This is a genomic window from Microbacterium azadirachtae, assembly GCF_000956505.1.
Lineage (GTDB): Bacteria > Actinomycetota > Actinomycetes > Actinomycetales > Microbacteriaceae > Microbacterium > Microbacterium azadirachtae_A.
Window position 1 is genome coordinate 128,819 of sequence record NZ_JYIX01000029.1, and the last position, 20,188, is coordinate 149,006.

The following is a 20,188-nucleotide window of genomic DNA, read 5'->3' on the forward strand; positions in this document are numbered from 1 at the left end:
CGTGCAGACGTTCCGGGACGAAACGGTCACTGCGGGTCGAGCCCGAGGTCTTCGAGGTCGATCGCGGCGAGCCACTGCAGGCCCGCGGCCTCGATCGCGGCCTGCGCACCGGTCTTGCGGTCGACGATGGAGATCACGGCGACCGGCTCGGCGCCGGCGGCGCGCAGCACCTCGACGGCCTTGAGCGGGGATCCGCCCGTGGTCGACGTGTCCTCGACGACCACCACGCGCTTGCCCGTGACCTCGGCGCCCTCGATCTGACGCCCGCGACCGTGATCCTTGGGCTCCTTGCGCACCACGAAGGCGTCGACCGGGGATCCGGCGCGCACCGACTCGTGCATGACGGCGTTCGCGATCGGGTCCGCCCCCAGCGTCAGACCGCCGACGGCGGCGATGCCGTCGAGACCCTGCATGAGATCGAGCACGATGCGCCCGATCGCGGGCGCGGCCCTGTGATCGAGCGTGAGCCGGCGCATGTCGACGTAATAGGTCGCCTGCTTGCCGCTGGCCAGAATGAAGTCTCCGTGGAACACCGCCTCGTCCTTGATCAGGGCGATGAGGGCCTGGCGGTCGGCTTCGAGTTCGGGGGTGCTGAGCGTCACGGCTCAAGTCTAGGGCGCGGCCTCCCGACCCGAGCGGAGACGATCGGCGCATGGCAGGCGACAGCCGCGGATGCGCGGCCTAGAGTGGCCGTATCCGCGCTCTCGAGGAGGATCGCATGCTCGATGTCGACACCTACGCCGCCCTCGCCCGGCTGAAGCCGGTGCCTCCGCTGGAGCTCTCCAGCCCCGACTTCGATGCGGACGGGCCGCTGCCGGTCTGGGCGTGGTCAGAGTCCCGCGGCGGGGACGACCGCTCCCCTGCGCTGGTGTGGGGTGAGCCGCCGGCCGGCACGAAGAGCTTCGCCCTCTCGGTCTACGACCCTGACGCGCCGACTGGATCCGGTTTCTGGCACTGGGCCGTCGCGAACATCCCCGCCGACGTGCGCTCGCTGCCCGCGGGCGCGGGCGATGGCGAACCCGGATCCCTCCCGGCCCAGGCGATCACCGTGCCGAACGAGGCCAGGCTGCCGCGCTACATCGGCGCCGCTCCGCCCGCCGGCACCGGGGTGCACCGCTACGTCATCACCGTCGATGCGCTCGACATCGAGGAGATCGACCTGGACGGCGACGAGACGCCCGCCTACCTCGGCTTCAACCGGCACTTCCACGTGCTGGCGCGCGGGATCCTGGTCGGGACGGCGGACCCCGCGGAGCGCTGAACGACCGGATGGGATACCAATCCTGAGCCCGTTTCTTTCAACAGGTGGAACTTAAGATTCACATTGTGGTAATCTCCTCGCGAAGGTAATCTCGACATCGAGATAAATCACGCCGAGGGAGACGCCGATGTCCACGCACCGACAGACCGTCACGATCACGTACGAGACGGCCGCCCGCGCCGTGGCCCTCGCCCTCGAGATCGGCGCAGAACGCGGCCTGCCCACCGTGGCCTCCGTCGCGGATCCGTCGATGACGCTCATCGCCTACGGCATGGCCGACGGCTCGACCCCGCACAGCGCCGACACGTCGCAGCGCAAGGCGAAGAGCAGCGCGTCGATCCGCCGCCGCACCGGCCAGATCGCCGAGGCGCTCTCCGCGGCGCTGCCCCTCGGCACGGGCGGCACCATGACCACGATCGACGGGGGCGTGCCGATCTTCTTCGGCGAGCATCACGTCGGCGGCCTCGGCATCGCCGGAGGCCCTCCCGCGCTCGACGCGGAGATCGCCCTGGAGACCCTCAAGCGCCTCGGCGCCCGCACAGAAGGAATGGAACCATGACCTCGTACCTCTCCCGCGCAGACCTGTCGGTCGCCGCGCCGATCGTCGAGTTCGCTGAAGCGTCGCTTGCCGATTCCGGTCGCGACGCCACGGCGTTCTGGGCGGGCGTGAGCGAGATCGTGCACGACCTGGTGCCGCGCAACGCCGCGCTGCTCGCCCGGCGCGATGAGCTGCAGCAGCAGATCGACGAGTTCCACCGCCAGAACCCCGGGCAGCCGGACCCTGCTGCCTACCGCGCCTTCCTCACCGAGATCGGCTACCTGGTCCCGGTTCCGCAGCAGGTCTCGGTGACCACCGAGAACGTCGACCCCGAGATCGCCACGATGGCGGGCCCCCAGCTCGTCGTCCCGCTGCTGAACGCCCGCTTCGCCCTGAACGCCGCGAACGCCCGCTGGGGATCGCTGTACGACGCGCTCTACGGCACCGACGCGATCGAGCGCACGGGCGAGCTCGCCCCCGGCTCCGAGTTCAACCCGGCCCGCGCCGCCGCCGTCGTCTCCTTCGGGCGCGAGCTGCTCGACGAGATCGCTCCGCTGGCCGAGGGCTCGCACCGCGATGCCACGGGCTACCGTGTCGACGGCGACGGCCTCGTCGTCTCGACCGCGACCGGCGACCGCCGTCTGGCGGATCCGGCGCGCTTCGTCGGCTACACGGGCGGCGCCGAGTCGCCGGCCACTGTGCTGCTCGTGCAGAACGGCCTCCACGCCGAGATCCTGGTGGACCGCACCGGGGCCATCGGCCGCACCGACGCGGCGGGCGTGCAGGACATCATCCTCGAGTCCGCGCTCACCGCGATCCTCGACCTTGAGGACTCGGTCGCCGCGGTCGACGGCGACGACAAGGCGCTCGGATACCGCAACTGGCGCGGCTTCATGGACGGCACCCTCACCGAGTCCGTCACCAAGGGCGGCAAGACGTTCACCCGCTCGCTGGCCGCGGACCGCGTGTACCGCACGGCCGACGGCGGCGAGATCGCCCTCCCGGGCCGTGCCGTGCTGTTCGTCCGCAACGTCGGCCACCTCATGCGCACCCCCGCGGTGCTGGACCGCCACGGCGACGAGGTGTTCGAGGGCATCCTCGACGCGATCATGACGGCGCTCGGATCCCTGCCAGAGCTCGAGGGCGCGAACAAGGGCACCAACTCGCGCTCCGGATCCATGTACATCGTGAAGCCGAAGATGCACGGGCCGGAGGAGGTCGCGTTCACCGCCGAGTTGTTCGGCCGCGTCGAGCAGCTCCTTGGCCTGCCCGCGGGCACCATGAAGGTCGGCATCATGGACGAGGAGCGCCGCACCTCGGCGAACCTCGCCGCGTCGATCGCCGCCGCGAGCGACCGCGTGGTCTTCATCAACACGGGATTCCTCGACCGCACGGGCGACGAGATCCACACCTCGCTGCACGCCGGCCCGTTCCTGCCGAAGGCCGGGATCAAGGCGCAGCCGTTCATGCAGGCGTACGAGGACCGCAACGTCGCGATCGGCGTCGCGAGCGGCCTCAGCGGACGCGCCCAGATCGGCAAGGGCATGTGGGCGGAGCCCGACCTCATGCACGACATGCTCGAGAAGAAGATCGCGCACCCGCGCGCGGGAGCCTCGACTGCATGGGTGCCGTCGCCCACCGCCGCGACCCTGCACGCCCTGCACTACCACCAGGTCGACGCGTTCGCCGCGCGGGCTGCGCTGCCTGCGGTCTCGGACGAGGCGCTGGATCGCCTGCTGGTGCCGCCGCTCGCCCCCGAGGGCGCGCTGACGCCCGAGATCGTCGCGACCGAGGTGGACAACAACGTGCAGTCGATCCTCGGCTACGTGGTGCGCTGGATCGACCAGGGCATCGGCGTCTCGAAGGTGCCGGACATCCATGACGTCGGCCTCATGGAGGACCGCGCCACGCTGCGCATCTCGAGCCAGCTACTGGCCAACTGGCTGCAGCACGGCGTGATCACCGAGGCGCAGATCGACGACAGTCTGCGCCGCCTGACCGTGGTCGTCGACGCGCAGAACGCGGGCGACGCGAACTACGAGCCGCTCGCATTCGCGGAGGGATCCGCCCCGGGCATCGCGTTCACCGCCGCCCGACGCCTCATCACCGAGGGCGCCGCGCAGCCGAGCGGCTACACCGAGCCGCTGCTGCACGGCCTGCGCCGCGAGAAGAAGGCCGAGCAGCTCGCCCGCGTCTGACCCTCCTACTTCCGAGTCGTCCCCATGAGCGGACCCTATGGGGTGCGCTCATGGGGACGACTCGGTGATGGGGGCGCTCAGAGAGGGGCGTCAGGCCTGGGCGTGGGCGTAGGTCGCGCGCCAGACCTGCAGGAAGCGCTCCGGATCCATCGCGCCGGCGCGATAGTCCTCGCTCGCCTGCTGCATGGCGTCGGCGAGCGCGTCGAGGCGGCGCTGCGCCTCGCGATCCGCGGTGTCGGGCCGGAGTCCCGAAGTGCACGACGCGACCCTCGCCGCGCCGTGCCGCACGGCGCGGGTGCTCCGCGCCAGGACGATCCCGGCTGCGATCGCGATCGCCGCGATCGTCAGGAGCGCGATCAGCGGGGAGACGCCCGCGGCCGCGAACCCGATCCAGGTGAGCAGCGCTCCCCCGGCGACGACCGTGCCGAACATGCGGGACAGCTCCGCCCAGCGCCGGTCGCTCTCCGACGCGTCCGGCGAGTAGATGACGAGCTCGCTGGAAACGACGCCGTACCGGCTGACCGAGCGCGACAGATGGCCCCAGTGCGGGCGGGGCCGGCGCGCGACCGCCGCCGGATGCCGGTGCTCCGAGGGCGTGAACCGCTGTTCCATGACCATGGATCCACCCTGCGCCGCTGTCCGCAGCCCCGGCCCGGTCCCTACGGAACGCAAACGGGTGCGGCCCGGATCCCTGCGCTTCCCGTACGGCGCGGGTCCGGGCGGGCGGGCGGCGGCGCACGCCACCCGCGACCGGGGATGTCCCCGCCCGCCCGTAGGCTGGATCCATGCGCCTGGCCACCTGGAACGTCAACTCCATCCGCACCCGCGTCGCCCGCACCGTCGAGTTCGCCGTGCGCGAGGACATCGACGTGCTCGCGATGCAGGAGATCAAGTGCAAGCCGGAGCAGTTCCCGTACGCACCGTTCGAGGAGGCCGGCTACCACGTCGAGGTGCACGGACTGAACCAGTGGAACGGCGTCGCGATCGCCAGCCGTGAGCCGATGACCGACGTGCGCACGTCCTTCGACGGCATGCCGGGCTTCGCCAAGGGCCACGAGGGCCCCGATGCGCCGCTCGAGGCCAGGGCGCTCGGCGCGATCGTGAACGGCGTCCGCGTCTGGAGCCTGTACGTGCCCAACGGCCGCTCGCTCGACGACCCGCACCTCGCGTACAAGCTGCACTGGCTCGACGCGCTGCGCACCTCGACCGCGGCCGAGCTCGCCGCCGCCCCCGGCCTGCCCCTCGCGCTCGTCGGGGACTTCAACATCATCCCTTTCGACCACGACAACGGGGATCCGGACATCGTCGTCGGACGCTCCACGCACGTCTCCCCCGAGGAGCGGGCGGCGTTCTTCGCCCTGGAGTCGGCGGGCGTGCAGGACGTCGTGCGGCCACTGCTGCCCGAGGGCTACACGTACTGGGACTACCAGCGGCTCAAGTTCCCGCGCAACGAGGGCATCCGGATCGACTTCGTTCTCGGTTCCTCGGCCCTCGCCGATGCCGTCAAGGGCGCCTCGATCCATCGCGAGGAGCGCAAGGGCGAGCAGCCCAGCGACCACGTGCCGGTGGTCGTCGACCTCGACCTGGGTGGTGCAGAGGACGACGGCGACATGCCGATGATCTTCGCCTGATGAGCACGATCGCGGGGCCTCTCGCCGAGTGCACGGGAACCTGTCGAGCACACCGGATGCAGGCGTGAACAAACCGTACACGCGGCAGGATCCCGTGCACTCGGCGGGTCCGCATCCGGGATCCGCTGCCCCGGAGACGTCCGGATCCCGGATCCGCCTGATCGCGACGGATCTCGACGGCACCCTGCTGGATCCCGCGAGCCGCGTGAGCGCGCGCACCCGCGCCGTCCTCGATGCCGCCCGCGCCGCCGGGATCGTCGTGGTGCCGGTGACCGCACGGCAGCCGATCGGCCTGCGCGCGGTCGCCGCGGAGGCCGGTTTCGACGGCTGGGCGCTGTGCGGCAACGGGGCGTACGGCGTCCACCTGGACACGCACGAGCAGCTGTTCGCCACGGAGATCGCCGTGCCGGTGCAGCGGCGGATCGCGCACGAGCTGGGCGCGCGGATCGACGGGCTGCTGTTCGCGAGCGTGCGCGAGGCCGGTGAGGTCTTCGTCGCCCAGGCGGGCTATGCCGAGGTCGCGACGCACGGCGACCACAAGCGCGATCCGGCGTCGATGGGCGCGGTCCCGCTCACCGAGGTGCTGGCCGCGCCGAGTCTGAAGCTCGTGATTCGGCACGCCGTCGTCACCCCTGCCGAGATCTTCGACGCTCTGGGCGCCCTGGACCAGAGCGGCTTCGAGGCCACGTTGTCCGGCGCGCCGTTCGTCGAGGTCATGGCTGAGGGCGTCACCAAGGCCACCGGGCTCGCGCACCTGTGCGACAGGCTCGGCATCGACCGCAGCGAGGTCCTCGCGTTCGGCGACGCCCTCAACGACGTCGAGATGCTGCGCTGGGCGGGCCGGGGCGTCGCGATGGCGAACGCCGAGCCCGAAGCCCTCGCCGCCGCGGACGAGGTCGCCCCCTCGAACGCCGAGGACGGCGTCGCGCTCGTGCTGGAGCGGGTGCTCGCGGGCTGACGCCGTCAGCCCCGCGGGATCCGATTCTCGTTGATCTGGCTGGGCCTGGTCGTGTTGAGCACCGTCGGCGTGCCGCTGGAGGTGTCGATGAAGTAGATCCCGTCCTCGCCCGACTCGGTCACGGGGAATGCCCACGTGCCGCCGACCGTCTCGGGCTGCGGCCCTTGCACGACCTGCATCGGCGCCGCCATCGTCCCCTTCAGCACTTCGATCGGCGTGAGGGTGGCCGATGTCGAGAAGTCGGTTCGCGGTGTGCGCAGCGTCACGTGATCGGATGCGCCGCGAGCGGTCGCGAACACGATGGTGTCGGCCTGCGCAGCCCAGTCCTTCACCTGCGCCTCGGTCGCCGCGGGCACTCGCTCTGGTCGCCCTGCGAGCACGCGCTGGAACGCCGGCAGCGCCCCGGCGTCGTCCTGAACACCGGTGTTCCCGAACAGCTCATAGCCTGTGCCGTTCTTGCGCAGTGTGAACACCCCCGCCCATTTGGCGTCGTACGACTTCTCCGTCGCGTCAGTGAGGAAATACCAGGTGCCGGCCGGCTTCGTCACCGTGATCGTCGTGGCCGTTTCGCCCTTCAGCACCTGATCCACCGTCACGGTGGCGGTCTGCGCCTGGCGCGGACGCGGTTGATCCGCGTCGATGGCGACGTCGACGGAGTCGACCTTCCCGACGACGACGAGATCGGCTTCCGCGAGCAGCTCCGCGACCGGCTCCTGCGGGTTCGGATCCGCCGCCGCGGTCGGCGAGGGAGTGGACGAAGTGCGCATGGTTTCCTCCTCAGGATGTGCGCTGCACGCGGTGAGCAGAAGGCTCGCGACGATGACGACCGCGCCGGTGCGCACGATGTGCCCGCGCGTCATTTCTGGATCTCCACGGCGGTGAAAGCCTTCGCGAAGTCCGCGAACGTCATCGTGAAATAGCCGTCGTCCGGGTCGCGCAAAATGCCACCGGCGTCACGGATGGCGCCCTCGTGCTGGCTGTTGCTGCCCCACGGATTGCGGATCTGCACCATCGCCACGCCGTCCTTGTCATAGGCCCGCGTCACGGTGAGGGCGTGACCGCCTCCCTCGAAGCCGAGCGCACCGTCCGAGGCGATCGCCACCACGGGACGTCCGTGCGAGAGGGCGTCCTTGATCTGGTCGCCGCTGTCGTCGATGTCGTTGCCGCCGGTCAGCCAGTCGAAAGGGCCGCCCTTGTTGTCCTTGTAGTCGACGTCCCCGCCGTAGATGGCCTTCATCACGGCCGCGGGGTCGCCGCCGTTGTCGAACTCCTCGAAGCTTCCCTCGTGGACCTGGTACGCGCCTTCGATCACGCGCACCCAATCCGCCTGACCATCGTCCGGCAGCTGATCGCCGCGCACCGTGATGTCGCCGTCCTTGAAATGAACCGTGTACGTGCCGTCCGGGTTCGCGGTGATCAGATCCTTGATCCGGTCCGGGTCGCCCTTCGCGATGCCCGCCAGCACCGACAGCAGATAGCAGTCGCCGGCACCGCCCTGATCGACGTCGGTCGGCTCGGGCTCGCCGTTCGGGAACAGCGTGAGGGCGGCGACCGGTGGCAGCTCTCCCTTGCGGATCGTCTCTAGCTGAGGATCGGAGAGGCTCGCCACCGCGGCGGTGTAGCGCCCGAACCACTCGACATAGGCGTTGTTCCACTGCGCCGAGCTGCGGGACCAGGAGCTCCCCGCGTCCATCGCGGCGTTCTCCGCGTCGGTGCGCTCCTGCTGCTTCTGCTCGTAGTCCGGTTCGCCGGGTGACGGGGCGGGGAGTGCCTTGTACGCGGCGACCAGCTGCTCATGCGCCGCCCACTGCTCCTGGCAGATCTGCGCCAGCTTGTCGAGCTCCGTCTGGTCCGCGCTCGTCCCCGACCCATAACCGGACAGCGCCTGCCCGATCGGCGCATACAGGGCGCTGGCGATGGCGAGCATCTGGGCGACGTCGGAGACGTTCGCGCGCAGCGTGTCCGCTGCCTCGCCAGCGAACCGCCACTGCGCCATCTCAGCCTCTTGGATGGCGAGCAGCTGCCCGCCGACCTGCGCCATCAGATGCCCGTAGTCGGCCATCTTCTGCCCCGCCTTGTGCACGACGTCGGGCTCACCCACCATCGACCGGATCTGCTGCCCGGTGCCGAGCGCGACGCCCGCGGTCCCCGGCTCGACCTTTCCCCCCATCAGAACCACCTGTCCAGGCCGAGGTATGAGTCGATGACGTCCCCGATGCGCCGAGAGACGTCCTCGAGCGACGCGATCAGGTCCTCACGTTTCGGCTCCCAGGATCCGCGGAACTCTGCCGCGAGCGCCTGGAGCTGCGCCTGCTCGAATGGCTGGTCGATCGCACCGGCCGCGTCATGGCTGCGCTCCGGCGCGTCCTTCAGCTCGGCGATGATCGCAGCGATCGACCCGCGCACACCGTCCAGCATGTCGTAGTCGATGACGACCTTGTCCGCAGTCATGCAGCCCCCCTGCGTCTCTGTCGGGATCGAACCTACCGAACGCGACGACGCCGTGCGATGGGGAGAGCTCCCCATCGCACGGCGGATGTCGACGAGCCCGCCGCCGACAGCGCGGGCCCGTCCGGTCACGGGCGGGCAGCTGCCCTGCCCGTGACCCGGTGTCAGGCCCTGCGGCGGATGCGGATCACGGCGACGCCGAGGAGCAGCATCAGCGCGCCGAGCAGCAGCGTCGCGCTAGGGATCTCCGCACCGGTCGCCGCGAGCTGCGCGGTGCCGAATCCGGATGCGGATGCCGGGGTCGAGCCTGAGCCCTGCCCCGCGCTGCCGGGATCCGTCGCAGGTCCGCCTGGCCCGGGCACGGTGAGGGACACACTCCCGGCGACGAATGAGTAGGCCCCCGTGAGCGTGATCTCGTGAGTGCCCGCAGCGGTGTCAGTCGGAAGAGTGACCGTCGTGACCACAGCCCCGCTCTCGTCGGCCTTGACGGAGGCCAACTCCACGGGCGTGGAGTGCAGCACGATGCTGACGGGCTCCCCCGGCACGAAGCCGGATCCGCTCACGGTGAGGGTGTCCCCCGGCCGCGCCGACGTGCTGGAAAGCGAGACGACGGCAGGGATCGACGCCAGATCGAAGTCGATTCCGGTGACATCGCTCGCTCCGAGGACGACCGGAGTCGATTCGGCCTCGGAGGTCGCGTGCGAATAGTACTGCCGTGCGTAAGTGTGCTCCTGGAGCTCGGCGCCCTGAGCCACGAGGGTGTAGCTGCCGGCAGGGACCTTGATGCTGTAGCTGCCGTCCTGGTGCGCGTAACCCATGCCGACCTGTTTCCCGCCCGCCGAGGCGACGATCGCGATGCTGGGCTCCGGGCCACTACCGAGTCCCGGCACCCCATCGAGGCTGACCGTGCCCCGGATGAACAGGGCCTGGTCGAGGTCGGCATCCACGCCGGTCGCGTCGTGACCGGAACTGACGGTCACCGGCGTCGCATCCGCAATGGTCGCCGCGTTCTGCCAGTACTCCGTGAGCAGGCTCTCGCCGTACGGCCGGAACTGCACGGCGTAGGTGCCCTCAGCGACCTGCAGGCTGTACGAGCCGTCGCTTTCGATCGAGGCGGAGAACCACCCTGCGGAACCGCTCGCGGTCACGGAGCCACTCACGGGACTCCCGTCCGACGCCGCGAGAACGTGACCGCTGATCGTCGCGCCGGCTGCCAGAGCCGCATCCATGCCGGTCGTCCCGTAGTCCGCCTGCACCGCCGCCTGCCGGTATTGCGGCAGCAGCAGACCGGCCGGATCGGTGAATCGGAGCTGGTACGCCCCGGGCGCCATACCCGACAGGCGGTACGTGCCCGCGTCGTCCGTCGTCGCCATGTACTGACCGTTGGCCAAACTGCTGGCGCTCACTTGGATGCCGGCGAGGGGGGATCCGTCCGCCGCCCGCGTCACGACGCCGCTGATCGAACCTGCAGAGACCAGAGCGACATCGACACCCGTGACGGCCTGATCCGCCACGACCTCCACCGGGGTGGAGGCAGCGGAGCTCCTCGTGCCACCCCACCACTGCATGACGTAGTCGCTCGAGCCCTGAGCGAACGACACGAGGTAGGTCCCCGGTGTGAGCCCGTCGACGGAGAAGGTCCCGTCGGAAGCGGTCGTCGCCGACTCGCCCGCGCTGAAGTCCTGCAGCACCACGTGCACCAGCACTCCCGCCGCCGGCTGTCCATCCGCGGCGCGGGTCACGGTCCCGCTGACGGAACCCGTCCCGGGCGTCGGGTCGGCATTCGCCACCCCCACTCCGGTGAACATCAGTGCCGCGGCGAGCAGCGCGGTGAGCGCGCCCTTCCAGCCGCGGCGTCCGGACACGCCTGTAGACATCCTGTTCCCCCCCCATCGGGTCAGCGGCCGCCCTCCATCGGGTCGGGCCGGAGCCTGGAGGAACCAGGCATCGATGCAATCTATCGGCATAGGGTTCTCTCAGGAAAGAGGGAATTCCTGCCACCTGATGCGGGCATGGGAACAGCCGCACCCCCAGAGTGCGACTGTTCGGGTCAACGTCCCCACGCGTTACGGATGACTGTAGTTTCGTGGCGCTCCGCCAGCTAGGCGGATCCGCGATATTCCGGTCACGAATCCGACACGGTGCACCGCCCGCGCATGGCGTCGGCGCTCGTCCTCACATCGTGCCGGTGGCGGGCTCCCCCGGCAGTGGCGCGTAGCGCAGCAGCAGCGTGCTGCCGTCGCCCGATTCGGCGTGGACGAGCTGCATGTTCGCGGGGCGGGCGCCGTCGGGGAACACCTTCTTGCCCTGGCCGAGCACGATCGGGTACACCCACAGCTGCAGCTCGTCGTAGAGCTGCTCGGCGAGCAGGGTCTGCACGAAGTCGACGCTCCCGATCACGTGCACGTCCCGGTGGTTCTCGCGCATCGCGGCGATCTCCGCGGGCAGGTCATCTCCGACCCTGCTGCTGCCCTGCCAGTCGAGCTCGATCCCGGCGTCGCGGGACGCCACGTACTTCGGCACACGGTTGAACAGCTCCCCGATGAAGCCCTCCGGTCCGGTGGTGTGCTCCGGCCAGTAGCCGGCGAAGATGTCATAGGTGCGCCGCCCCAGCAGCAGTGCGTCGAGGGTCTCCATGCCCTCGGTCACGCTGCGCATGACGGCCTCGCTCGGCAGCGTCGCCTGCCAGCCGCCGAAGCGGAAGCCGTCGCTCGTGTCCTCCTCCGGCCCTCCCGGGGCCTGGGCCACGCCGTCGAGCGTCGTGAACAGGTCGATGATGATGCGTCCGGTCATTTGTGCTCCTTCGTGGTCGGGCCCTTCGACAGGCTCAGGGACCGACGGTTGACTGTGCCTGCTCCCTCGGGCGACGCTACGCCGCGAGGGGGGCGATGTGGAAGGTCTGGGCGAAGTCGTTCAGGATCCGCTCGTCGCCGCGGACGACCGCGACCAGATCCTGGGCGATCGCCTCCGCCGGAGTGACGTCCCCGGCGATGAGGTGCCGGATGCCGGGACCGGCGACGATGACCGCCTCCGGGTCGCCGGGGGGCACCGCTCCGCCGACCGGCGGAGCGGGCGGGGCGAGCTGCACGACCGCGAGCACGCCGTCGTGGACGATCGCCCGCAGTGCGACGTCGCCGACGTGCAGCTCCACATCCAGCGGCGTAGCGCGCTCGGCGCGGAACGCGGTGCGCAGCGCCATCGTGAGCGAGTCGGGCGTGACGACATCGCCCTCGTCCGGGTCGCCCATGGACTGGAAGCCCCAGCGCCCGAGCGCCAGCATCACCGGTTCGAGCGCGCGGCCGTACGGCGTGAGCTCGTAGACGAGTCCGCATCCGTGCAGCGGCACCCGGCGTACGACTCCGCCCTCCTGCAGCTCCTTGAGCCGGGTGGACAGGATGTTCGTCGGGATGCGCGGAAGCCCCACCTTGAGATCTGTGTAGCGGCGTGGTCCGACGAGCAGATCGCGCACGATGAGCAGCGCCCAGCGCTCGCCGATCAGCTCGACGGCCGTGGTGACGCCGCAGTACTGGCCGTAGCTTCGTGCGGCCATGTCATGCCCTGCCCGGCATCAGGAGGTCACGTCGCTCGCCGTGGCGACCGGCGCCGCGGCGACCGGCGCCTCGGCCCCCTGCTCTCCCGCCGGCACCATGTAGAGGAATCCGAGCGAGTTGCCGTCGGGGTCGTCCAGGTCGCGCGAGTACATGAATCCGTAGTCCTGCGCGGGCTGGGGCTCGGTGCCGCCCGCGGCGAGCCCCTTGGCGATCGCGGCATCGACCTCCTCCCGGGAGTCGAGGGCGAACGACGCGGACGTCTGCAGCGAGACCTTCGGATCCACGATCGGCTTCTCGGTGAAGGTCGCGAAGAACTCTCGCGTGATCATCATGAAGTAGACGTTGTCGTCCCAGACGACGCAGACCCCGTTCTCGTCGGACATCTCCGGGTTGATCGCGCAGCCGAGCGCCGTATAGAAGGCCTTGGTGCGCTCGAGGTCGGTGACGGGCAGGCTGATGAAGACGTTCGTCATGCTGACTCCTCTGTCGGTGGGTCCTCCGTCGGGCCCGTTGCCATTAGCTTGCTTTTAACAAGCAAGCTTGTCAAGAGCAAGCGATGGCACCTTCGATTCAGCCCCGCCGCGGCGCTCTCAGCCCCCAGACGGCGAGCACTCCGGCGCCGGCGGTGAGCCCCGCCACGACGACGAGCCCCACACCAGGGAGCGTCGCGGTCGCCACGGCCCCGGCGACGAGAGGTCCTCCGGCGTCCCCCAGCTCTCGACCCAGCTCCGCGGATCCCATCGTGCGCCCCATCCGCTCCGGCGGAGTGGATGCGGCCAGGTGCGAGAACGCCACCGGCGTGGCGAGGCCTACCCCTGCGCCGATGAGAACGGCGGCGACCAGCAGCGTGGGCAGCTCGGACCACAACCCCGCGACCAGGATCCCGCCCGCCAGCAGCGCCAGCCCGCCGACGGCACCGAGCCGTACCGGAAGGCGGCCGCGGTCGTGCAGGGACCCGGCGAAGGGCTGCACGATGCTGCTGACGACGGCCAGCACCGTGACGAGTGCCATGCTTCCGACCGTGCCGATGCCGCTCTCCCGGCCGAGCAGAGGGAGGAAGCCCACGGCGACCGCGAGGCCGCCGGTCGTGGCCGCCAGCACCAGGGTCGGCACGAGGAATCCGGGCGCCGCGAGCTCGCGAGCGAGGTCCGCGACCGTCACGCGCTTGCGGGGCAGCACGGGAACCACCGGCACGCCGAACCGCACCCACGCGGCGGCGACCAGTGCCACCGCGGCGAGCGCCCAGAACAGGGCGGGCAGGCCGGCCCAGACGACCAGTCCGGCGCCGACCAGCGGACCGAGCGCGTAGCCGAGGCCCTTCCAGGATCCGTAGCGTCCGAAATACCGGCCGAGCGAAGCGGGGTCCGCGAGCCGTGCGACCGCGGCCGACGAGGCAGGGGAGAACGCCGAGGCCGCCGCGCCCTGGCCGAACCGCGCCACGATGAGCCCGAGGGTGCCCGGCACGAGCGCGCCCACGACGGAGAACCCGGCGAACGCGAGCAGCCCCGCGACGATGACCGGGCGCACACCGATCCGGTCGCTGAGAGCGCCGAACACGGGCTTCAGCAGCACCTCGGCGAGGTCGTACAGCGCGAGGGTGAAGCCGAATGCGAGCAGCGTCCAGCCGATGTCCTCGGTCTCCGCACCGAGGGCGGCGGCGATCCCGTGCGCGCCGAAGGCGGTCGTGAATCCGGCGAGGTACAGCGGGGCGAGATGCGGGCGCGGCGAGGGCACGCTCCAGTGTCCCATCCGCCGTGCGGGGGATGCCCTCCCGCGGCGCCCGCCCTACGGTGGAGGGATGCCGCCGTTCACCCGCACCCCGACCTCGCGCGAACTGCGGCAGGACGTGCTCCTGGCCGGCGTCGTGCTCGTGGGCGGGATCCTGAGCGCCGCCCTGTCGTCGATCGCGAAGGTCTACGGCACGGCGCAGGCCGAGCTGTGGACCGCGATCCCGTACGTCGTCGTCATCTCCGCGGCGCTGGCGGTGCGGAGGAGATGGCCCGCCGCGGTCGCGGTCGTGGTGTCGCTCGCCTTCGTGGTGGCGACCTCGCTGCACGTCCCCGAGATCTACGCCGGCAACATCGCGATGTTCATCGGCCTCTACACGGTGGGCGCCTGGATGAACGCGCGCCGCCGTGCGTTCCTGGTGCGCGCGGGGATCATCGTGGTGATGGCCGTGTGGCTCGTCATCGAGATGTACCGGCAGGCGATCGATCAGGCGCACAAGGCGGATGTCGTGGCCGGGATGTTCTCCCCGCTCGTGGCGTTCCTCATGCTGCAGGTGCTGCTGAACGTGCTGTACTTCGGCGGCGCCTACTATTTCGGCGAGCGCAGCTGGGCCGCCGCCCGTCAGCGCGCGGCACTCGAACAGCGCACCGCAGAGCTCGAGCACGAACGGGCGCTCAGCGCCGCCCAGGCCGTCGCGCTGGACCGCGTGCGCATCGCTCGCGAACTGCACGACGTGGTCGCGCACCATGTCTCGGTCATGGGCGTGCAGGCGGGCGCCGCGCGCATGATGATCCCGCAGGATCCGCAGGCCGCCACCGCGATCGTCACCGGCATCGAGGCGTCGGCCCGCGACGCCATCCGCGACTTCCATCAGCTCCTCGACACGCTGCGCGCCCCCGGCGACAGCGACGACGGCTCCTCGACCGTCGGGATCGACGACATCGCCGAGCTCGCCGCGGCGTCGACCGCGGCGGGCCTGCCCACGCGACTGCAGGTGGTCGGCGAGGCCGTACCGGTGCCACGCGTGACCGCGGTCAACCTCTACCGGATCGCCCAGGAGTCGCTCACGAACGCCCGCCGTCACGCCGGCCCCGACGCCGTCGCGGATGTGAGGATCCGCTACGAGCAGGGCTCCGTCGAGCTCGAGGTCGTGAACACGGGGCGGGTGGTCACGGGGCTCCGCCCCGGCCTCGGCCAGCTCGGCATGCGCGAGCGGGCGACCGCGTCCGGCGGGTCGATCGAGCTCGTGGCCCGTCCGGCCGGCGGATTCCGGGTGCGGGCGACGCTGCCCGTGGCCGCGACGCCCGCCGACGGCGCCGTGGTGGAGTCGGCACGCGGTGCGCTGAGCGGCCGGAGGAAGACGAAGTGAGCGCTCCGACCCGCGTGCTGATCGTCGACGACCACGCCATGCTCCGGGCGGGGTTCCGCACGATCCTCGATCTGCAGCCCGACATCGAAGTCGTCGGCGAGGCCGGCACCGGATCCGAGGCCGTGGATCTCGCCGGATCCGTGCTGCCCGACGTGATCACGATGGATGTGCAGATGCCCGACATGGACGGGCTCGAAGCGACCAGGCGGATCAGGGCCGACGGGCGGATCCACGCGTCGATCGCGATCGTGACGACCTTCGACCGCGACGACTACCTGTTCGACGCGCTGGACGCCGGCGCGAGCGGCTTCCTGCTGAAGAACGCCGGTCCCGAGGAGCTCGTCGCGGCCGTTCGCGCCCTGGCCGCCGGCGACGGCATGCTCGCGCCCGAGGTGACCCGCCGGGTGCTGCAGCGGTTCGCGGCGCGGACGGCCGGGGCGGCCGGGACGGCCGAGGTCCCGGCCTCCGAGCGGCACTCGACCACGGCGATCGGATCCACCGCACTGCCGAGTGCGGCGCTGCCTGAGCCGCTCACCGACCGTGAGGCCGAGGTGCTGCGGCTGGTCGCCGAGGCCTGGAGCAACGCCGAGATCGCGGCGGAGCTGTTCATCGGCGAGGCGACCGTGAAGACGCATGTGTCGCGCATCCTGCAGAAGCTCGGCGCCCGCGACCGCGTGCAGGCGGTGGTGCTGGCGCACCGGCTGGGCCTGGCGTAGTCGCGCGCGGGCGGTGCCGTCCTGCAGAGTGGGCCGGCATGCCCGCGCCCCGCTAGCCTCTCCCCATGTCCGAAACCGCGAGCCCCCCGGCGCCCCGCCCTCGCACGTCGCCGTCCCGGCCGATCATGGCCGGGGTCGTCACGGCGCTCGTCGGGTTCACGAGCTCGTTCGCGGTGGTGCTCACCGGCCTCGCCGCGGTCGGCGCGACCCACGCCCAGGCCGCCAGCGGACTGCTCGCGCTCTGCCTCACGATGGGCGTCGCCGGCCTCGTGCTGGCCTGGCGCTATCGCATGCCCATCACCTCCGCCTGGTCGACGCCGGGCGCGGCGCTGCTCGCCGCCTCGGGCTCGATCGAGGGAGGCTGGCCCGCCGCCGTCGGCGCCTTCCTGATCGTCGCCGGTCTCATCCTGCTCACGGCGCTCGTGCCGCAACTCGGATCCCTCATCGCCGCGATCCCGCCGTCGATCGCGCAGGCCATGCTCGCGGGCGTGCTGCTGCCGCTGTGCCTCGCCCCGATCACCGGGCTCAGCAAGAACCCGTGGGCGGTGATCCCTGTGATCCTGACCTGGCTGGTGTTCGCCCGGCTCGCGCCCCGCTGGGCGGTACCGCTGGCGTTCCTCGCGGCGACGGTGGTCATCGTGATCGGGATCGTGACCCGCAGCTCTCCGACGGGTTCCGGAACCGTCCTGGATCCGGCCGCGCTGCTGCCGCACCTCGAGTTCACGATGCCGACGTTCACCGTCGGGGCACTCGTCGGCATCGCCCTGCCGCTGTTCATCGTGACGATGGCGTCGCAGAACGTGCCCGGCGTGGCGGTGATGCGCAGCTTCGGCTACGAGGTGCCGTGGCGTCCGGCCATGCTCGCGACCGGCATCGGAAGCGCCCTCGGCGCCTCCGTCGGCGGACACGCGATCAACCTCGCCGCGATCAGCGCGGCCCTCGCCGCCGCCCCCGACGCGGAGCCGGATCCGAAACGCCGCTGGATCGCCGGCGTCTCGACCGGGGCGTCGTACCTGGTGCTGGGCGCGTTCTCCGCCGCGTTCGCCGCGCTCGTGGTGCTCGCCCCCGTCGCGGTGATCCCGGCCGTCGCCGGCCTCGCGCTTTTCGGCGCGTTCGGATCCGCCGTGCAGCAGGCGATCGACGACCCCGGCGAGCGCACCCCCGCCGTGGTGACGTTCCTCGTCGCCGCATCCGGCATGGCGTTCTGGGGCGTCAGCGCCGCGTTCTGGGCGCTTCTCGCCGGCCTGCTCGTCCGCGCCGTCCTGCACCTCGGTCGTCGCTGACCCACTCCCTACTTCCGAGTCGTCCCCGTGGGCGCACGCCATAGCCTCCGCTGAGAGGGACGACTCGATAGGTGGGGCACCCCGTCTCCGAGTCGTCCCTGCCAGCGCACGCAATAGCCTCCGCTGAGAGGGACGACGGAAAGGGGCGGCCCGCCCCATCCCGGACCGCCCCCTTCTCCGAGTCGTCCCCGTGGGCGCACGCCATAGCCTCCGCTGAGAGGGACGACCCGATCGATGGAGCACCCCCAAGTTGAGTCGTCCCCGTCAGCGCACTCCAGAGACTCCGCTGACGGGGACGACCCGAAGATGGCGGGCGGCTCCCCCGGGGGACGGACGTCTGCCGGATCCGCCGCGCGGAAGCGACACCGGATCCGCCGTAGGGGGGATGCCGGGGGCGGCGGCGCTGAATACCGTGGAGCCATGACCACAGTGCTCACCCGCACCACGACCACGGGGCTGCTCGAACTCGAGGGCCTCACCAAGAGCTACGGCGCACGGCGCGTGCTCGACGACGTCTCGTTCCGCGTCGAGCCGGGCCGGCTCACGGGCTTCGTCGGCGGCAACGGCGCCGGCAAGACCACCACGATGCGGATCGTGCTGGGGGTGCTCGGCTCCGACGGCGGCACCGTGCGCCTCGGCGGGCACGACGTCGCGGCCACCGACCGGCGCCACTTCGGATACATGCCGGAGGAGCGCGGCCTGTACCCCAAGATGAAGGTGCTCGAGCAGGTCGCGTACCTCGCGCGGCTGCACGGGTTCGGCAAGTCCGAGGCGACGGCCCGCGGCGAGGCGCTGCTGGCCGAGCTCGGACTCGGCGAGCGGCTGCACGACTCGATCGAGTCCCTCTCCCTCGGCAACCAGCAGCGCGCGCAGATCGCCGCCGCGCTCGTGCACGACCCCGAGGTGCTCATCCTCGACGAACCGTTCTCCGGACTGGATCCGCTCGCGGTCGACGTCGTCGCCGGCGTGCTGCAGGCGCGCGCCGCGCAGGGTGCCGCGATCCTGTTCTCCTCCCACCAGCTCGACGTCGTCGAGCGGCTCTGCGACGACCTCGTCATCATCGCGGGCGGCACGATCCGCGCCTCCGGCTCCCGCGAGCAGTTGCGCGCGCAGCACTCCGCACCGCGCTACGAGCTGGTCTCGGACGCCGACGCCGGATGGATCCGCTCCGAGCCGGGCATCACGGTCGTCGACTTCGAACGAGGGACCGCGGTCTTCGACGCCGCCACCCCCGAAGACGCGCAGCGGGTGCTGCGCACCGCCCTAGGACACGGCGCCGTGCACTCCTTCGCCCCGCAGCATCCGTCCCTCGCCCAGATCTTCAAGGAGGTCATCCAGTGAGCACCCCGACCACTCAGACCGGCGCGCTCTCCGCGTCGAGCGGGATCTTCCTCGTCGCCGAGCGCGAGATCGCATCCAAGCTGCGAAGCAAGGCGTTCCTGATCTCCACCGGCATCCTGCTGCTCATCGCCCTCGCCGGCGTGCTCATCGGCGGGTTCATGAGCAAGAACACGTCGGAGACGAAGATCGCGGTGACCTCGGAGACCGCCCAGGCCGTGCAGGGCCTGCCGGGGCTCGCACCGACCGAGGTCGCCGACGCGACTGCTGCGGAGAAGCTGGTCCGCGAGGGTACGGTCGAGGCGGCGCTGATCCCTGCATCCGGCGACAGCGCGTTCGGCTACGAGATCGTGGCGCTGAAGAGCGCGCCGAACAGCCTGCAGAGCCTGCTGGCCAAGACGCCGAAGGTCACGATCCTCGAACCGGACACGACCAATCCTCTGCTGCGCTACCTCGTCGCGATCGGCTTCGGCGTGGTCTTCCTGATGGCCGCCTCGACCTTCGGCGCGACCATGGCGCAGAGCGTCGTCGAGGAGAAGTCCACTCGCGTGGTCGAGCTGCTGCTCGCCGCGATCCCCGCCCGCGTGCTGCTGGCGGGCAAGGTCATCGGCAACACGGTGCTCGCGATGGCGCAGATCCTGCTGCTCGCGGCGATCGCCGTGGTCGGGCTCATCGTGACCGGACAGAACGGCGTGCTGCAGGGGCTCGGATCGCCGCTCGTGTGGTTCGCGGTGTTCTTCCTGTTCGGCTTCGTGCTGCTGGCCTCGCTGTTCGCCGCGGCCGCGTCCCTCGTGTCGCGCCAGGAGGACATCGGATCCACGACCATGCCGATCACGATGCTCGTGATGGCGCCGTACATCCTCGTGATCATCTTCAACGACAACCCCGTCGTGATGACGATCCTCTCGTACATCCCGTTCTCCGCCCCGGTCGCGATGCCGGTGCGGTTGTTCGTCGGCGAGGCGCAGTGGTGGGAGCCGCTGGCGTCGCTGGCGATCCTGCTCGCCGCCTGCGTGGCCGCGATCCTCGTGGCGGCGAAGATCTACGAGAACTCCCTGCTGCGCATGGGGGCGCGCGTGAAGCTGTCCGAGGCGCTCGCCGGACGCTGAGGCGCTCGCATCGGGTCGGGCCGGGCCGAGCCGGGTGGGCCGGGTCGGGCCGGGCCGAGT

The 20,188-nt window shown here is 70.9% G+C and carries 20 protein-coding genes; 10 read left to right on the top strand and 10 right to left on the bottom strand.

All coding sequences use genetic code 11. The features are described 5' to 3' along the window. Positions 1-26: 26 nt before the first annotated feature. Complete coding sequence (gene pyrE, locus RS86_RS05540; RefSeq protein WP_045271209.1) at positions 27-602, bottom strand: orotate phosphoribosyltransferase; 576 nt, start codon at positions 600-602, stop codon at positions 27-29. A gap of 116 nt (positions 603-718) precedes the next feature. Between pyrE and RS86_RS05545 the strand changes: the two genes are divergently transcribed. The 3 genes from RS86_RS05545 (at position 719) to RS86_RS05555 (ending at position 3,997) form a co-directional block, all read left to right on the top strand. Beyond that, on the top strand, positions 719-1,261 hold the full coding sequence (locus RS86_RS05545; protein WP_045271210.1) for a YbhB/YbcL family Raf kinase inhibitor-like protein: 543 nt from the start codon (positions 719-721) through the stop codon (positions 1,259-1,261). 127 nt (positions 1,262-1,388) lie between these two features. Then, entirely contained in the window at positions 1,389-1,820 is a 432-nt protein-coding gene (locus RS86_RS05550; RefSeq protein ID WP_045271211.1) for a GlcG/HbpS family heme-binding protein, read from the top strand. Beyond that, complete coding sequence (locus RS86_RS05555; RefSeq protein WP_045271212.1) at positions 1,817-3,997, top strand: malate synthase G; 2,181 nt, start codon at positions 1,817-1,819, stop codon at positions 3,995-3,997. The genes RS86_RS05550 and RS86_RS05555 overlap by 4 nt, the downstream gene beginning before the upstream one ends. A gap of 90 nt (positions 3,998-4,087) precedes the next feature. Here the strand turns inward: RS86_RS05555 and RS86_RS05560 are convergent, their stop codons facing one another. Further along, positions 4,088-4,615 (bottom strand): DUF6611 family protein, encoded by a 528-nt coding sequence (locus tag RS86_RS05560; protein WP_045271213.1) that lies wholly within the window; start codon positions 4,613-4,615, stop codon positions 4,088-4,090. 167 nt (positions 4,616-4,782) lie between these two features. On the opposite strand from RS86_RS05560, the gene RS86_RS05565 reads away from it, so the two are divergent. Beyond that, complete coding sequence (locus tag RS86_RS05565) at positions 4,783-5,628, top strand: exodeoxyribonuclease III (protein ID WP_045271214.1); 846 nt, start codon at positions 4,783-4,785, stop codon at positions 5,626-5,628. A gap of 64 nt (positions 5,629-5,692) precedes the next feature. Then, positions 5,693-6,586 (top strand): Cof-type HAD-IIB family hydrolase, encoded by an 894-nt coding sequence (locus RS86_RS05570; protein ID WP_235281629.1) that lies wholly within the window; start codon positions 5,693-5,695, stop codon positions 6,584-6,586. Positions 6,587-6,591: 5 nt separating this feature from the next. Here the strand turns inward: RS86_RS05570 and RS86_RS05575 are convergent, their stop codons facing one another. The 8 genes from RS86_RS05575 to RS86_RS05610 all read right to left on the bottom strand — a co-directional run bounded on the left by RS86_RS05575 (position 6,592) and on the right by RS86_RS05610 (position 14,319). Beyond that, a complete protein-coding gene (locus RS86_RS05575; protein WP_152642089.1) occupies positions 6,592-7,353 on the bottom strand; it encodes a hypothetical protein in 762 nt (253 codons plus the stop codon). An 89-nt stretch (positions 7,354-7,442) separates the two neighbouring features. Then, entirely contained in the window at positions 7,443-8,756 is a 1,314-nt protein-coding gene (locus RS86_RS05580) for a C2 family cysteine protease (protein ID WP_045271216.1), read from the bottom strand. Further along, complete coding sequence (locus RS86_RS05585; protein WP_045271217.1) at positions 8,756-9,037, bottom strand: hypothetical protein; 282 nt, start codon at positions 9,035-9,037, stop codon at positions 8,756-8,758. Before RS86_RS05585 ends, RS86_RS05580 begins: the two co-directional genes overlap by 1 nt. A 161-nt stretch (positions 9,038-9,198) precedes the next feature. Continuing rightward, positions 9,199-10,899, bottom strand: coding sequence for an MSCRAMM family protein (locus RS86_RS05590; protein WP_045271218.1), 1,701 nt, complete (start codon positions 10,897-10,899; stop codon positions 9,199-9,201). Between the two features lie 310 nt (positions 10,900-11,209). Continuing rightward, positions 11,210-11,827 (bottom strand): dihydrofolate reductase family protein, encoded by a 618-nt coding sequence (locus RS86_RS05595; RefSeq protein WP_045271219.1) that lies wholly within the window; start codon positions 11,825-11,827, stop codon positions 11,210-11,212. Positions 11,828-11,903: 76 nt separating this feature from the next. Then, the gene (locus RS86_RS05600) at positions 11,904-12,584 is read right to left on the bottom strand and encodes a winged helix-turn-helix transcriptional regulator (RefSeq protein ID WP_045271220.1); all 681 of its coding nucleotides are present in this window, start codon (positions 12,582-12,584) and stop codon (positions 11,904-11,906) included. An 18-nt stretch (positions 12,585-12,602) separates the two neighbouring features. Further along, on the bottom strand, positions 12,603-13,058 hold the full coding sequence (locus RS86_RS05605; RefSeq protein ID WP_045271221.1) for a VOC family protein: 456 nt from the start codon (positions 13,056-13,058) through the stop codon (positions 12,603-12,605). A 97-nt stretch (positions 13,059-13,155) separates the two neighbouring features. Beyond that, positions 13,156-14,319, bottom strand: a complete 1,164-nt coding sequence (locus RS86_RS05610) for an MFS transporter (RefSeq protein WP_235281630.1) — start codon at positions 14,317-14,319, stop codon at positions 13,156-13,158. A 64-nt stretch (positions 14,320-14,383) separates the two neighbouring features. Here RS86_RS05610 and RS86_RS05615 point away from each other — a divergent pair, with 64 nt between their 5' ends. The 5 genes from RS86_RS05615 to RS86_RS05635 all read left to right on the top strand — a co-directional run bounded on the left by RS86_RS05615 (position 14,384) and on the right by RS86_RS05635 (position 20,128). Further along, a complete protein-coding gene (locus tag RS86_RS05615; RefSeq protein ID WP_045271223.1) occupies positions 14,384-15,682 on the top strand; it encodes a sensor histidine kinase in 1,299 nt (432 codons plus the stop codon). Next, a complete protein-coding gene (locus RS86_RS05620; protein ID WP_082076594.1) occupies positions 15,679-16,398 on the top strand; it encodes a response regulator in 720 nt (239 codons plus the stop codon). The genes RS86_RS05615 and RS86_RS05620 overlap by 4 nt, the downstream gene beginning before the upstream one ends. Before the next feature lie 65 nt (positions 16,399-16,463). After that, the gene (locus RS86_RS05625; RefSeq protein WP_045271224.1) at positions 16,464-17,681 is read left to right on the top strand and encodes a benzoate/H(+) symporter BenE family transporter; all 1,218 of its coding nucleotides are present in this window, start codon (positions 16,464-16,466) and stop codon (positions 17,679-17,681) included. A gap of 456 nt (positions 17,682-18,137) precedes the next feature. Then, positions 18,138-19,022 (top strand): ABC transporter ATP-binding protein, encoded by an 885-nt coding sequence (locus RS86_RS05630; RefSeq protein WP_045271256.1) that lies wholly within the window; start codon positions 18,138-18,140, stop codon positions 19,020-19,022. Then, positions 19,019-20,128, top strand: a complete 1,110-nt coding sequence (locus RS86_RS05635; RefSeq protein ID WP_045271225.1) for an ABC transporter permease — start codon at positions 19,019-19,021, stop codon at positions 20,126-20,128. The genes RS86_RS05630 and RS86_RS05635 overlap by 4 nt, the downstream gene beginning before the upstream one ends. Positions 20,129-20,188 lie beyond the last annotated feature (60 nt).

Coding starts and splice junctions, on each gene's coding strand:
- RS86_RS05545 (WP_045271210.1), top strand. CDS start 719: ATGCTCGATGTCGACACCTACGCCGCCCTCGCCCGGCTGAAGCCGGTG.
- RS86_RS05550 (WP_045271211.1), top strand. CDS start 1,389: ATGTCCACGCACCGACAGACCGTCACGATCACGTACGAGACGGCCGCC.
- RS86_RS05555 (WP_045271212.1), top strand. CDS start 1,817: ATGACCTCGTACCTCTCCCGCGCAGACCTGTCGGTCGCCGCGCCGATC.
- RS86_RS05560 (WP_045271213.1), bottom strand. CDS start 4,615: ATGGTCATGGAACAGCGGTTCACGCCCTCGGAGCACCGGCATCCGGCG.
- RS86_RS05565 (WP_045271214.1), top strand. CDS start 4,783: ATGCGCCTGGCCACCTGGAACGTCAACTCCATCCGCACCCGCGTCGCC.
- RS86_RS05575 (WP_152642089.1), bottom strand. CDS start 7,353: ATGCGCACTTCGTCCACTCCCTCGCCGACCGCGGCGGCGGATCCGAAC.
- RS86_RS05580 (WP_045271216.1), bottom strand. CDS start 8,756: ATGGGGGGAAAGGTCGAGCCGGGGACCGCGGGCGTCGCGCTCGGCACC.
- RS86_RS05585 (WP_045271217.1), bottom strand. CDS start 9,037: ATGACTGCGGACAAGGTCGTCATCGACTACGACATGCTGGACGGTGTG.
- RS86_RS05595 (WP_045271219.1), bottom strand. CDS start 11,827: ATGACCGGACGCATCATCATCGACCTGTTCACGACGCTCGACGGCGTG.
- RS86_RS05600 (WP_045271220.1), bottom strand. CDS start 12,584: ATGGCCGCACGAAGCTACGGCCAGTACTGCGGCGTCACCACGGCCGTC.
- RS86_RS05605 (WP_045271221.1), bottom strand. CDS start 13,058: ATGACGAACGTCTTCATCAGCCTGCCCGTCACCGACCTCGAGCGCACC.
- RS86_RS05615 (WP_045271223.1), top strand. CDS start 14,384: ATGCCGCCGTTCACCCGCACCCCGACCTCGCGCGAACTGCGGCAGGAC.
- RS86_RS05625 (WP_045271224.1), top strand. CDS start 16,464: ATGTCCGAAACCGCGAGCCCCCCGGCGCCCCGCCCTCGCACGTCGCCG.